Raw genomic sequence first — 12,223 nt, forward strand, 5'->3', positions numbered from 1 at the left:
AGCCTATCCGTTGCGCTCCGAGTGCTCGTGGTCGAGACCTCCACGCGTACGATCCACTGGGTGGAGGTGCTCGCGCGATCGGACTGGACCGCCCGCGCGGCGGCCCACCGCGCACGTCTCGCGCCGTACGTCGAGCCCCATCTGGCCCGACGGGGCGCCCGGGTCAAGCACCCGGTCAACGACTTCCTGTTCACCTACTACTCCCACCGGCCCGCCCAGCTGCTGCGCTGGCACCCGGGGTTCGGGGTGGAGCTCGCGGACGCGGCCGAGTACGAGGGCATCCGCGGCTACCGCGACGGCTCCGTCACCGACGAATTCCTGGCCGAGCGGCGGGTGCTGCTCGAGACGCTCCTCAAGCTCCTGCGAGCCACCGCCTCGCGAGAGGGACACTTCGGCTGCTTCGGCCTCCACGAGTGGGCGATGGTCTACCGGCTGACCCCGGAGCAGGTGCGTCACGCCGACTGGCCGCTGCGGCTCGGCGCCACCGGCACCGACCGCGTCGTCGAGTCGCACCGGATCGCCTGCAGCCACTTCGACGCCTACCGCTTCTTCACTCCCCCGGCCGAGCCGCTCAACACCCTCTCGCCGCGATCCGACGACCGGGCCTCCTTCGAGCAACCGGGCTGCCTGCACGGCAACATGGATCTCTACAAGCACGCCTTCCGGCTCTCGCCTCTGGTCTCCTCCGACCTGATCGCCGACTGCTTCGAGCTCGCCTGGGACATCCGCACGATGGACATGCAGGCCGCGCCGTACGACCTCGCCGAGCTCGGTCTCGACCCGATCCGCATCGAGACCGCCGCCGGAAAGCAGGAGTACGCCGCGGCCCAGCGCACTTTCGCCGAGCGCGCCGCCCCGCTGCGGGCGCGGCTGATCGCCGAGTGCGAGCGGCTGCTCACACTCGCTGCTCGAGCGTGCTGAACCGGAGAGCGAAGGCGTTGGCGATCGCCTTGGCCAATGCGGGTTCCTGACGGTCGAAGAAGTAGCCGATGTGGCGGCCGAGCGCGGCCTTGTCGATGGTGATGACGTTGTCGCAGCTGACGACGCACGCCTGCTCGAGCCCGTTCTCCGGGCCGACCTCGACCTCGGTACTGAGGCCCTTGATCGTGGTGGTGATCGGAGCCACCGTGACGCGCCGCATCGCGGCGCGCACCGGTTCGCGGGTCAGCACGAGGACCGGGCGAGCCTTGTCCAGGTGGGCTATGTGGATGTCACGCATCGAGGGCGGCGTGCTTCACCATGTCGTCGAAGTCGTCATAGTCGCCTGACTCCTCGAGGATCCGAGCATCCGCCTCGGCGCGACGATGCTGCTGATAGAAGCTCAGGGCTTCGCACACGATCGCCGCTCGCGGACCGTCGCCGGCGCGCACGAGCTCGTCAACGTACGCAGCCAGCTCATCCGGCAGTCGAACGGTGATCTGAACACTCATACCGAAATAATACCAAGTTGGGATTCACCCCCACCTGACCGAGCACCCGCCGTAACGGACGTCACACGCGGCGCACGCGGCTCCCGCCGTGACCTCCTCGAAAGCGTTACGTTAAGCCAACAATGGCCCTCATCCCCCACCCCCGAACCGCTGCCGCCTCGATCGCCACCACGGTCGGCGCCGCGGCGGGCAACGTCGCGCACTCGCTGCTCTACGGCGGTCTCGCCGACCTGCGGCCGATGCCGCGCACGCTGATCGACGACGGCGTCCGTCGCGAGCTCTACCACTACCGGCCCACCGCCGGCACGACGCCGGAGGGCGATCCGGTGCTGCTGGTGACGCCGCTGGCGGCGCCGGCGATCTGCTACGACCTGCGCCGCGGCTGCTCGGTCGTCGAGCACCTGGTGGGCACCGGGCGGCCGACCTATCTGGTCGAGTACGGCGAGGTGAACTTCGCCGACCGCAGCCTGGGGATCGAGCACTGGATCGACCACGTCGTGCCGGAGGCGATCCGCTCGGTCTCCGAGCATGCCGGCGGCCGCCCGGTGCACGTGGTCGGCTGGTCGCTGGGCGGCATCTTCACGATGCTCTCCGCCGCCGACTCCTCCGACCTGCCGATCGCGTCGATCTCGGTGCTCGGCTCCCCCTGCGACGTACGCCAGGTGCCGCTGGTCGCACCGCTGCGACCGCTGGTCAACCTGCCTCCGGGGCGCCTGGTCACGGCCGCCTACCAGGCCTTCGGCGGCGCACCGAAACCGCTGGTCAGGTGGGCGTTCCAGATCTCTTCGGTCGACAAGATGGTCACCAAGCCGGCCGCGAAGCTGACCAACCTGGCCGACCGTGAGTTCCTCGCTCAGCTGGAGGCGGTCGACAGGTTCACCGACAACATCATCGCCTACCCGGGGCGCACGTTCGGGCAGCTCTACCACCACTTCTTCCGCACCAACTCGCTGTTCAGCGGGCGGATCAACCTCGGCGACCGCACCGTGCACCTGCGCGACGTCAAGCAGCCGACACTGGTGGTCGCGGGGGCCAACGACGGTATCGGCCCGGTCGCGGCGGTCAAGCCGCTGGTCGGCCTCCTCACCGGCGCCGAGGAGCTCCGCTTCGAGATCGTCCCCGGCGGCCACCTCGGCCTGCTGACCGGCCGCGCTGCCCGCGACAGCACCTGGCCGCTCCTCGACGAGTGGTTCACGCAGCACGACTCCTGACCTGTCGGTGGCGGGTGGCAGGGTGTGCGCCATGTCGAATCCACCCGCCGAGGCGACCGGCGAGCACTTCCGCAACGAAGACTGGTACGCCGCCGAGCTCACCGGAGCCCGGTTCGTCGACTGCGTCTTCTCCGATGTCGACCTCACCGAGGCGACGACCTCCGCGGCGACCTTCGAGGGCTGCACGTTCCACGGCGGACGCCTCAACGCCTCGACCCACCACGGCACGGCGTTCATCGGGTGCGATTTCCGGCGTACGAACTTCTTCGACGCGACGTTCGAGGGCTGCAAGCTCAGCGGCACCGAGTTCTCGGGCTGCACCCTGCGACCGATGAAGGTGAGCGGCGGCGTCTGGCGCGGGGTCTCGCTGCGCGGCGCGAAGCTCACCCGGCTCGACCTCTCCGGGCTCGACCTGCGCGACGCCGACCTCTCGCTGGCCGACCTCACCGACACCGTCCTCCGAGACGCCCGGCTCGAGGGAGCAACCCTTCAGGAGACGATCCTGCGCGACGCCGACCTGCGCGGCGCCGGGCTGGACCGCGTCGACCTGAGCGCCGCCTCGCTGCGGGGCACGAAGCTGGATCTCGCCGGTGCCGTGATGCTCGCCGAGCTGCACGGCGCGGAGGTCGACGCCGGCTGACCGGCGCACGAGGAGTCAGCGGTTCGCCGAGGCCTCGCGGACGGCCTTGGCCATGGAGATGCCGGCGGTGACCAGACCCAGGCCGGTGACGAAGTCGTCGGTGTCGCGTACGTCGTCCTCGATGGCGCCCGCGGCGGCCGCCTGCAGGTGGGTCTGCTCGTCGACGGCGTGGCCGTAGACGAAGTGGAGCAGGGTGCGGGCAGCGACCGGGGCCAGGTCACCGAGGCCGCCGTCGCGCAGCGCCGCGACGAGGTCGTCGTGGGGCTGGGTCGCACCAAGACCGAAGGCCCACACGGTGGCGACGACCTCGGCGCCGTCGCGATAGGCCTGCAGCGAGTCGTGCAGGTCGGTGCAGATGCTGGTGACGCGTTCGTCCCAGGATCCTGATCGTTCCTGGCGGCCGCGGAGCAGGATCTCGTCGGCCACCGCGGCCAACAGGGACTGCTTGTTGGCGAAGTGGTGGTAGAGCGCGCTGGGGCGCACGCCGAGCTCGGTGCCGAGGCGGCGCATCGTCAGGTCGGCGAGACCGTAGTCGTCGAGCACGCGCAGCGCGCGAGCCACGACGTCCTCACGGCGGTATCGCATGGTGCCCCCAGGGTCAGGTGGTGGGACGAAGTGGACGAAGACGTACGCCGACCTTAACCTGAACACCGTTCACCTGAGCAAGGTTCAGGTCTGAGTACGCAGGAGCGAGTATGACCGAGTCCCCCACCAGCACCGAGTCGACCCCGGTGGCGAAGTCGTCGCGGCTCGACACGACCGACCTCGCGCTGATCGCCGCGTTCGCCGCACTGATCGCGGTCTGCTCCTACCTCGCCGCCATCCCGATGGGCGGCGCCGGCGTGCCGCTGACACTGCAGGGATTCGCACTCCTGCTGACCGGCGCTCTGCTCGGACCGCTGCGCGGCACCGCCGCGGTGATCCTCTACCTGCTCCTGGGCGTCGCCGGCCTTCCCGTCTTCGCGGGCCACGCCGCCGGACCGGGCGTCTTCATCGGCGTGACCGGCGGCTACCTGTGGACCTTCCCGCTGATGGTGCTCGCCGTGGGTCTCCTCGTGAAGCACGTGCTGCGCCGCCGGCGCACCAACCCGCTCCTGGTCTTCGCCGCCTGCCTGGTCGGCGTGGTCATCAACCACCTCGGCGGCATCGTCGGCATGGCCGTCGTGCTCCGCGTGGGCCTGCCGGAGGCGGCCGTCTTCGACGCCCCCTACTGGCTCGGTGACCTGATCAAGGCGGCAGTCGCCGCGGTCGTCGCCTCCCAGGTGCACCGCGCCTTCCCGAAGATGCTCGCCCGACGTGCCTGAGATCCGCTTCGAGGCCGCCGAGGTCCGGGTCGAGTCCCCGGAGCTCGACGGCGAGCGCACCATCTTGGCACCGACCAGCCTCACCCTGAGCGAACAACGGATCGGGATCGTCGGCAGCAACGGCTCCGGCAAGTCGACCCTCGCCCGGATGATCAACGGGCTGGTGCTGCCGAGCGCAGGCCAGGTCACGGTCGACGGTCTCGACGTGGCCCGGCGCGGGGCCGCCGTGCGCCGGCGCGTCGGGTTCACCTTCACCGATCCCGCCGCCCAGCTGGTGATGCCGACATGTGTCGAAGACGTCGAGCTGTCGTTGCGGCGTACGGTGAAGGATCGCGTACGCCGCAAGCAGCTCGCCCTCGAGACGCTCGCCCGCTTCGGCCTCTCCGAGCGCGCCGAGGTCAGCGTGCACGCGCTCTCCGGGGGCCAGCGTCAGCTGCTCGCTCTGGCCGGTGTGCTCGCGACCGAACCCGACGTGCTCGTCACCGACGAGCCGACGACCCTGCTCGACCTGCGCAACACCCGGATGGTCGGCGACCTGCTCTTCTCGCTGCCTCAGCAGCTGGTGCTGGTCACCCACGACCTCGACCTCGTCCGCCGCTGCGACCGCGTGCTCGTCGTCGAGGACGGCCAGGTCTGTTACGACGGCGACGCCGAGGCCGCGGTGAAGCACTACGTGAAGACGGTGGGCGGGTGAGCTTGACGGTCGGGCTCTACCGGCCCGGTGACACCCTCCTCCACCGGCTCCCGGTGGGGGCCAAGCTGCTCGGCCTCGCAGTGCTCAGCGTTGCCATCGTGGCGCTGCGCGGGCCGATCATCGCCGCCGGGTTCCTCGCGGTCGCCGTCGTGCTCGCGCTCGTCGGCCGGCTCGACCTGGTGGCCACGGCGCGGGCGCTGCGCGCCGTGCTGGTCATCGCGGTGCTGGTGGCCCTGCTGCAGTGGTGGCTGTTCACCTTCGACCGGGCCGTGGAGTCGCTGCTCGACCTCGTCTCCCTCGCGCTGCTGGCGCTCACCCTGACCGTGACCACGCCGACCACCGAGACGCTCGACGCCGTCGTCCGCTGGCTCCGACCGCTGCAGCGCGTCGGGATCGACCCGGAGCGGATCGCCCTCACCATCTCGATGGCTATCCAGGCGCTTCCTGGCACTCTGACCCTGGCCCAGGAGACCCGCGACGCCGCCCGCGCCCGCGGCCTCGGGCGCTCCCCCAGGGCCTACCTCTCCCCCTTCGTCATCCGCGTCGTCGCCCGCGCCCACGAGACCGGCGACGCCCTCAAGGCCCGCGGTCTCGGCGACTGACCACCCCCAGCCGAGGCGTCATCTCTGCAGGTCGAAGCGTCACGTCTGCAGGTCGAAGCGTCACGTCTGCAGGTCGAAGCGTCCGTCTGCAGGTCGAAGCGTCCGTCTGCAGGTCGAAGCGTCCGTCTGCAGGTCGAAAAGTCACTCGGTGACTTCTCGACCTGCAGGAGTGACCTTTCGACCTGCGGGGGTGACTTCTCGGCTTCGGAGGGTTACCAGCGGGGTGGGCGACGATCGGCCCAGGGGGCGGCGGCTTCGATCTGAGCCGAGAGGGAGAGGAGCAGGGACTCCTCGGCGGGGCGGGCGGCGAGCATGACGCCGACCGGAAGGCCGGCAGGCGTCCAGTGGAGCGGCAGGGAGATCGCGGGCATGCCGGTGACGTTCCAGGCAGAGGTCCAGGGGGTGAACTCCTTCTGGGCCTGGAAGTCGCCGGCGGGGTCGGCGTCGTCGCGGATCGCGCCGACCGGTGGCGGCGGGGTCGCCAGGGTCGGCGTGAGCACGGCGTCGTAAGGCGCCAGCGCCTCCAGGGCGCCGGCGGCGTACCTGCGCAGCTCACCGATCGCCAACCCGAACTCCGGGCCACGGACGGCCTCGCCGCGCTCGGTCAGCCAGCGGGTCAGCGGCCGGATCTGGGCCCGCTGGTCAGGGGCGAGGTTCACCACCGACATCGCGGTTCCGACCGACCAGACCGTCTCGAAGGCCGCGACGGCCTCGACCGGCAGCGGCCGCGGGATGTCGACGACCTCGTGACCCAGCGACTCCAGCAACCGCGAGGCGTCCTCCCAGGCCGCGACGCACTCGGCGTCGACCGTCGTCTCGGCGATCAGCGGCTCGATGAACCGGGCGATGCGCAACCGCCCCGGCGGCCGCTCGCACGCCTCCAGGAACGGCGCCGCCTCGGCGGGCGCCCAGAAAGGATCACCCGTACGCCGCCCCGCGAGCACGTCGAGAAGCGCAGCCGCGTCCCGCACCGACCGGGCCAGCGAGCCGGCCGTGGCGAGCCCCGCCGCGTCGCCGTACATCGGCGAGGGCGAGATGCGTCCGCGGGTCGGCTTGAGACCGACCAGGCCGCAGCACGAGGCCGGGATGCGGATCGAGCCTCCGCCGTCGGAGCCCTGCGCGACCGGCACCAACCCGGCGGCGACCGCGGCGGCAGCGCCGCCGGAGGAGCCGCCGGCGGTCCGCGTACGGCCCCAGGGGGTGACGGCGGGCGGGGCGACGTCGGGCTCGGTGTAGCAGGGCGAGCCGAACTCGGGGGTGTTGGTCTTCCCCAGGGAGATCATCCCGGCGGCCTCGATCGAGAGCGCGACGTTGTCGGAGACGTCGGGGACGAAGTCGGCGAACACCGCCGACCCGAAAGTCGTACGCACCCCACGAGTCAGGTTGAGATCCTTGATCGCCGTCGGCACTCCCCACAGCGGCGAGGCGCCGACCGCCTTGATCGACAGCTCTCGCGCGCACGTCGAGATCCGCTCTTCGGCGATCGTGACGAACGCGCCGACGTCATCGAACCGGGAGATCCGGTCGAGATAGTGCTCGGCGAGCTCTCCTGGGGAGATCTCGCACCGATGCAGCAGCTCTCCCTGTTCCAGGGCGGTCAGATCATGAATCTCAGCCACACGACGAGGCTAGCGCCCGATCCTCACTCCTGCCGCCACTCCTGCTCGAGCATCGCGTAGCGCAGCAGGGTCGTCCACTGCCCCTTGAACCACTCGGCCTCACGCTCGACGGCCTCCTGGCGCATGCCGAGCCGCTCGAGCACGCGCGCCGAAGGGCCGTTGCGCTGGTCGACCCGGGCGGTCACCCGGTGCAGCCCGAGTCCGTCGAAGGCCAGCCCCAGCAGGGCGCGGCCGACCTCGGTCGCGTAGCCCTGCCCGTGGAAGTCGGGGTTGATCGCGTAGCCGATCTCGCCGGAGCGATGCTCGGCGCTGTGCCAGAAGAGCACGACGTCACCGATCAGCCGCCCGTCGAGCTCGACGCCGAGGTTGAGCACCTCACCCTCGCTGCGCAATACCGACAACCGCCTCGACGGTGCGTACGCCTCCCGCAGCTGCTCCCGGTCGCGCGGCTGCCGCGGGATGAACCGGCACACGTCCTCGCGCGAGAGATAGGCGTGCAGGTCGTCGAGGTCGCGCTCGACGTCGACCGGGCGCAATGACAGCCGCTCGGTCAGGACCGGATAGGCCGGCGCGAGAGCGGGCTCGGCGAGCTCGAGGTGGTCCTCGGCGCCGTCGACCCCCGGCTGGACCGGCTTCACGGTTTCACTCATGCCCGCAACGTACGACCGAACGGCGCGGAGCGCACGCGATAAATGACGAGCGGGTAGGTCCCCCCGCAGACCTACCCGCCCATCACCGACCTGATGCGGTCAGGCCGCCGCCGGCTCGAAGCCCGCGAGCTTCTCGACAGCGGTGCGGAACCGGGCCTGCGCCTCGACGTCGGTGAAGACGTCGATCTCGTGCACCGGCTGGGAGACGATGGCGTCCTCGACGATGATCGCGCCGCCGATACCGGCCGAACGGGCGGCGTCGGCGTGGGACCACTTCGCGCCGTAGGGCGTGGGCGCGACGCCGACGACCGAGAGGATCTTGCCCTTGAGCACGCCGGCGGCGTAGGGACGCGAGAGCCAGTCGATGGCGTTGTTGATGACGGCCGGCATGGTGCCGTTGTATTCCGGGGTCACGATGAGCACGCGGTCGGCCTCGTCGATGACCTTGCGCAGCTGGGTCACCGCCTCGCCCGGCTCGGCCTCGAGGTCCTCGTTGAAGAACGGCAGCTCCGCGAGCCCGTCGACGATCTCCAGGACGACTCCCTCAGGTGCCTGGGCCACGAGCTTCTCGGCGACCTTGCGGTTGATGGAGTCGGCGCGCAGGCTGCCGACGAGCACTGCGATACGAGTCTCGGACACGGGTTCTCCTCGAGGTCAGGGGTAGTTCAATGTTGAACGAACAACGGCGCGGCCCTCGCGATTCATTCCAGCTCGGGGCCTTTCGCGGGTGTGGTCTCGCCCACATGAGCCCGCAACCCGAAGGTCAGCCCGTCGACCAGCGCCTCCCACGAGGCCTCGATGACGTTCGCCCCGACCCCCACCGTGGTCCACGACGTCGACCCGTCGGAGGTCTCGATCAGCACCCGCGTCTTCGCGTCGGTGCCGTGACCCTGGTCAACGCGTCGCGTCGTCGCTCCCTCGAAGATCCGCACCTTGAAGTCGATCAGGTCGAAGTCGGCGACGACCGGGAAAGCTCGGGTGATCGCCGCCCGCAGCGCCTGGTCGAGCGCGTTGACGGGGCCGTTGCCCTCGCCGGTCTCGACATGACGTACGCCGTCGGCGTGGATCTTCACGATCGCCTCGGTGTCTGCGGCGCCCGAGCCGTTCGAACCGGCCGAGCCGTCTCCGCGAGCCTCCGAGATGACCCGCCAGGACTCGACGTCGAAGAAGGACGGGCGCGCGCCCTCGACCTCCTCGATCAGCAGCAGCTCGAAGGAGGCGTCGGCAGCCTCGAAGGTGTAGCCGCGCTGCTCGGCCTCCTTGACGCGCTCGGTCACGCGCGTCACCAGGTCGCGATCGGCGGAGAGGTCGTAGCCGAGCTCGCGACCCTTCAGCTCGATCGAGGCGCGCCCGGCCATGTCGGAGACCAGCAGTCGCATGTCGTTGCCGACGCCGGCCGGGTCCATGTGCTGGTAGAGATCGGGATCCACCTTGATCGCGCTCGCGTGCAGGCCTGCCTTGTGCGTGAACGCGGAGGCGCCGACGTACGGCTGCCTGCCCGCGGGCGGCACGTTGGTCACCTCGGCGACCGCATGGGCCACCCGGGTCGCCTCGCCCAGCAGGCCGGTCGGCAGCACCTCGCGGCCCATCTTCAGCTGCAGGTTGGCGACCACGGAGACGAGGTCGGCGTTGCCCGTACGCTCCCCGTAGCCGTTGATGCAGCCCTGGACGTGCATCGCGCCGGCGTCGACGGCCGCCAGCGTGTTGGCGACCGCGCACCCGGTGTCGTTGTGGCAGTGGATGCCCACCGCACCCTGGGTCTGCTCGCGCACGTCGTTGACGACGTCGGCGACCCAGGTCGGCAGCATCCCGCCGTTGGTGTCACACAGCGCGATCACCTCGGCGCCCGCTTCATAGGCGGTCTTGAGCACCTCGAGGGCGTAGTCGCGGTTGGCCCGATAGCCGTCGAAGAAGTGCTCGGCGTCGAGGAAGACCTGCTGACCCTCCTCACGCAGGTGGGAGACGGTGTCGCGGATCATCGCGAGGTTCTCCTCGAGCGTGGTGCGCAGCGCCAGCTCGACGTGGCGGTCGTGGGACTTGGCGACAAGGGTGACGACGCTCGCGCCCGAGTCACGCAGCGCGGCCACCTGGGGATCGTCGGCTGCCCGCACCCCGACCCTGCGGGTGGCTCCGAAGGCGGCCAGTCGCGCGTGCTCGAGGGCGAGCTCGGAGACGGCTCGCTTGAAGAACTCGGTGTCGCGCGGGTTCGCCCCCGGCCAGCCGCCCTCGATGAACCCGACGCCCAGCCCGTCGAGGTGACGCGCGATCGCAAGCTTGTCGGCGACGCTGAGGTTGAGGCCCTCCTGCTGCGCACCGTCGCGCAGGGTGGTGTCGTAGACGTGGAATTCCATGATCGTTCCTCGGTCCGGCTGGTCTGATTCTGGGCAACAAAAAACCCTCTCGGGCACGAGAGGGTGGCGCGTCGAGCAGTGCTCGACGCGCTAGCGAATGATGATGACGTGAGTCGTCATAGCCCTGATACTGCCACGAAATACCATCTCGTGGGACGGTCGTCTCACCAGCCGAGGAGCTCGACCCACCAGGGTTCGTCGCCACCGGCGAACTGCGGGCCCTCGGCGGCGAGCGTCTGCATCGGGAAGACCGCGAGCACCACGACCACCGCGAACCCGAGGATCCAGGGCACCCACCTCGCCGAGACGCGGTGGACCACCCTGGCGACCGGGTCGCGCAGCCGATCGCGCCCCGACCCGCGCCACAGCGCAATCACGAAGGAGAGGCCGGCCAGCGCAAGCGTCGCTTCCAGCGAGAGCTGCAGGGCGAAGCCGATCAGCGTCGCCGCCACCACGAACCCGTAGCCCCACAACCCGAGCAGCACCGTCTTCGGGACGGCACGGACCAGCCGCCACGGCGCACCGATGAGGAGCCGCGGCGCGTCGTGCCACTTGCGACCGCGATACCAGCGCCACCGGCGCAGGTCACCGGCCGCCAGCGTGCCCGCGCGGATCAGCCCGGCCACACCGAGCACCGTGAGCAGACCGAGGCCCGGCCAGGCGGCGACCACACCGGCCGCGAAGGCGAGCAGGCCGAGCCAGAGCGCCCCTCGCCGCAGCTTCTCGAGGCCGGGATGCCGGCTCAGGGCGGCCGCGCCCGACGCGGGCAGCGCCGGCTGCGGGAGGAGCGGGGTGGTCGCCTTCGCGCGCTCGGCCCGGTCGCTCAGCGAGAGCCGCTCGGCCGGCTTTCGCGCGAACGGTCGCCGCGGCGTACGCAGCCACTCGCGCAGCTCCTCCAGCGTCGGGCGGTCGGCCGGATCGGGTGCGAGCGCCTGGGCCAGCACCCCGCGCAGCGGCTGTGGCACCCCGTCCAGGTCGTGGTCGCCGCGGCGGGCGCGGTCCATGAGCTTCATCGCGTTGCCGTCGCCGAAGGGCGCGCGGCCGGTCGCTGCGTACGTCACCACGGAGGCCCACGAGTGCACGTCTGAGGCGGGCGTGGCCGGATCGCCCACCGCGATCTCGGGTGGCAGATATCCCGGCGTGCCGATCAGTACGCCGGTCACGGTGATCTTGGGATCCTCGGCGACGCGGGCCAGCCCGAAGTCGATCAGGATCGGGGTGGCGCCCTCGAGGATGATGTTGGCCGGCTTGATGTCGCGGTGCAGGACCCCGACCGCATGACAGTCGGCGATGCCCTCGGCGAGATCACCGGCGAGCTGCTCGACCACCGACCTGGGGAGCGGCCCCTCGCGGAGCACCTTGTCGTGCAGCGTCGGCCCCGGCACATAGCGGGTCGCCAACCACGCCACCTCGCCCCACGGGTCGGCGCCGACCACCCCGGCCACCCATCTGCTGTACACCCGCTGCAGCGAGGAGACCTCACGAGCGAGGCGCCGACGCCCTTCGTCGTCGCTCACGAACTGCGTACGCAGCACCTTCAGCGCCACCCGCTCGCCGCTCCCCCGATGGCTCGCGAGGTGAACCCGCCCCATCCCGCCCTGCCCGATCTCGGAGAGCAGGTCATAGTCGCCGATCGAGTCGCGATCGGCCATCGGCCGGGAACGTCGCGGCGCAGTCGTCACACCCCGAACCCTATCCGCCACCCCACACCCCAGCCGAGAC

14 protein-coding genes are annotated in these 12,223 nt (G+C 70.7%); 6 read left to right on the forward strand and 8 right to left on the reverse strand.

The genetic code is table 11. From position 1 onward, the window contains the following. Positions 1–27: 27 nt before the first annotated feature. On the forward strand, positions 28–921 hold the full coding sequence (locus FB381_RS16900) for a 3-methyladenine DNA glycosylase (RefSeq protein WP_246088160.1): 894 nt from the start codon (positions 28–30) through the stop codon (positions 919–921). Here FB381_RS16900 and FB381_RS16905 read toward each other — a convergent pair. Beyond that, on the reverse strand, positions 896–1,219 hold the full coding sequence (locus FB381_RS16905) for a type II toxin-antitoxin system PemK/MazF family toxin (RefSeq protein ID WP_141781358.1): 324 nt from the start codon (positions 1,217–1,219) through the stop codon (positions 896–898). The genes FB381_RS16900 and FB381_RS16905 overlap by 26 nt on opposite strands. Then, on the reverse strand, positions 1,212–1,430 hold the full coding sequence (locus FB381_RS16910) for a ribbon-helix-helix protein, CopG family (protein WP_141781359.1): 219 nt from the start codon (positions 1,428–1,430) through the stop codon (positions 1,212–1,214). Before FB381_RS16910 ends, FB381_RS16905 begins: the two co-directional genes overlap by 8 nt. A 122-nt stretch (positions 1,431–1,552) precedes the next feature. On the opposite strand from FB381_RS16910, the gene FB381_RS16915 reads away from it, so the two are divergent. Further along, positions 1,553–2,641: an alpha/beta fold hydrolase gene (locus tag FB381_RS16915; RefSeq protein ID WP_141781360.1), complete on the forward strand. Its 1,089-nt coding sequence runs from the start codon at positions 1,553–1,555 to the stop codon at positions 2,639–2,641. 31 nt (positions 2,642–2,672) lie between these two features. After that, positions 2,673–3,281 carry a pentapeptide repeat-containing protein gene (locus FB381_RS16920; RefSeq protein ID WP_170225199.1) on the forward strand — a complete coding sequence of 203 codons (609 nt, stop codon included), beginning with the start codon at positions 2,673–2,675 and terminating at the stop codon, positions 3,279–3,281. Between the two features lie 15 nt (positions 3,282–3,296). Here the strand turns inward: FB381_RS16920 and FB381_RS16925 are convergent, their stop codons facing one another. Beyond that, positions 3,297–3,866, reverse strand: coding sequence for a TetR/AcrR family transcriptional regulator C-terminal domain-containing protein (locus FB381_RS16925; RefSeq protein WP_141781362.1), 570 nt, complete (start codon positions 3,864–3,866; stop codon positions 3,297–3,299). Between the two features lie 110 nt (positions 3,867–3,976). Between FB381_RS16925 and FB381_RS16930 the strand changes: the two genes are divergently transcribed. From FB381_RS16930 to FB381_RS16940, 3 genes are read left to right on the forward strand one after another with little or no spacing between them, the layout of a single operon-like run. After that, positions 3,977–4,585, forward strand: a complete 609-nt coding sequence (locus FB381_RS16930; protein WP_141781363.1) for a biotin transporter BioY — start codon at positions 3,977–3,979, stop codon at positions 4,583–4,585. Then, positions 4,578–5,279, forward strand: a complete 702-nt coding sequence (locus FB381_RS16935; protein ID WP_141781364.1) for an energy-coupling factor ABC transporter ATP-binding protein — start codon at positions 4,578–4,580, stop codon at positions 5,277–5,279. Before FB381_RS16930 ends, FB381_RS16935 begins: the two co-directional genes overlap by 8 nt. Continuing rightward, positions 5,276–5,881, forward strand: coding sequence for a CbiQ family ECF transporter T component (locus tag FB381_RS16940; protein ID WP_141781365.1), 606 nt, complete (start codon positions 5,276–5,278; stop codon positions 5,879–5,881). The genes FB381_RS16935 and FB381_RS16940 overlap by 4 nt, the downstream gene beginning before the upstream one ends. A 212-nt stretch (positions 5,882–6,093) precedes the next feature. Here FB381_RS16940 and FB381_RS16945 read toward each other — a convergent pair whose 3' ends face one another. From FB381_RS16945 to FB381_RS16965, 5 genes are all read right to left on the reverse strand, one after another. After that, positions 6,094–7,500, reverse strand: a complete 1,407-nt coding sequence (locus FB381_RS16945; protein WP_141781366.1) for an amidase — start codon at positions 7,498–7,500, stop codon at positions 6,094–6,096. A 23-nt stretch (positions 7,501–7,523) separates the two neighbouring features. After that, positions 7,524–8,150 carry a GNAT family N-acetyltransferase gene (locus FB381_RS16950; RefSeq protein ID WP_141781367.1) on the reverse strand — a complete coding sequence of 209 codons (627 nt, stop codon included), beginning with the start codon at positions 8,148–8,150 and terminating at the stop codon, positions 7,524–7,526. A 99-nt stretch (positions 8,151–8,249) separates the two neighbouring features. Then, entirely contained in the window at positions 8,250–8,789 is a 540-nt protein-coding gene (locus tag FB381_RS16955) for an NADPH-dependent FMN reductase (protein WP_141781368.1), read from the reverse strand. Between the two features lie 62 nt (positions 8,790–8,851). Further along, entirely contained in the window at positions 8,852–10,501 is a 1,650-nt protein-coding gene (gene cimA, locus FB381_RS16960) for a citramalate synthase (protein ID WP_141781369.1), read from the reverse strand. A 164-nt stretch (positions 10,502–10,665) separates the two neighbouring features. Beyond that, positions 10,666–12,183, reverse strand: coding sequence for a serine/threonine-protein kinase (locus FB381_RS16965; protein ID WP_141781370.1), 1,518 nt, complete (start codon positions 12,181–12,183; stop codon positions 10,666–10,668). Between the last annotated feature and the right edge of the window lie 40 nt (positions 12,184–12,223).

This window comes from Nocardioides albertanoniae (genome assembly GCF_006716315.1).
In the GTDB taxonomy this organism is placed as follows: Bacteria; Actinomycetota; Actinomycetes; order Propionibacteriales; family Nocardioidaceae; genus Nocardioides; species Nocardioides albertanoniae.

Coding starts and splice junctions, on each gene's coding strand:
- FB381_RS16905 (WP_141781358.1), bottom strand. CDS start 1,219: ATGCGTGACATCCACATAGCCCACCTGGACAAGGCTCGCCCGGTCCTC.
- FB381_RS16910 (WP_141781359.1), bottom strand. CDS start 1,430: ATGAGTGTTCAGATCACCGTTCGACTGCCGGATGAGCTGGCTGCGTAC.
- FB381_RS16915 (WP_141781360.1), top strand. CDS start 1,553: ATGGCCCTCATCCCCCACCCCCGAACCGCTGCCGCCTCGATCGCCACC.
- FB381_RS16920 (WP_170225199.1), top strand. CDS start 2,673: ATGTCGAATCCACCCGCCGAGGCGACCGGCGAGCACTTCCGCAACGAA.
- FB381_RS16925 (WP_141781362.1), bottom strand. CDS start 3,866: ATGCGATACCGCCGTGAGGACGTCGTGGCTCGCGCGCTGCGCGTGCTC.
- FB381_RS16930 (WP_141781363.1), top strand. CDS start 3,977: ATGACCGAGTCCCCCACCAGCACCGAGTCGACCCCGGTGGCGAAGTCG.
- FB381_RS16950 (WP_141781367.1), bottom strand. CDS start 8,150: ATGAGTGAAACCGTGAAGCCGGTCCAGCCGGGGGTCGACGGCGCCGAG.
- cimA (WP_141781369.1), bottom strand. CDS start 10,501: ATGGAATTCCACGTCTACGACACCACCCTGCGCGACGGTGCGCAGCAG.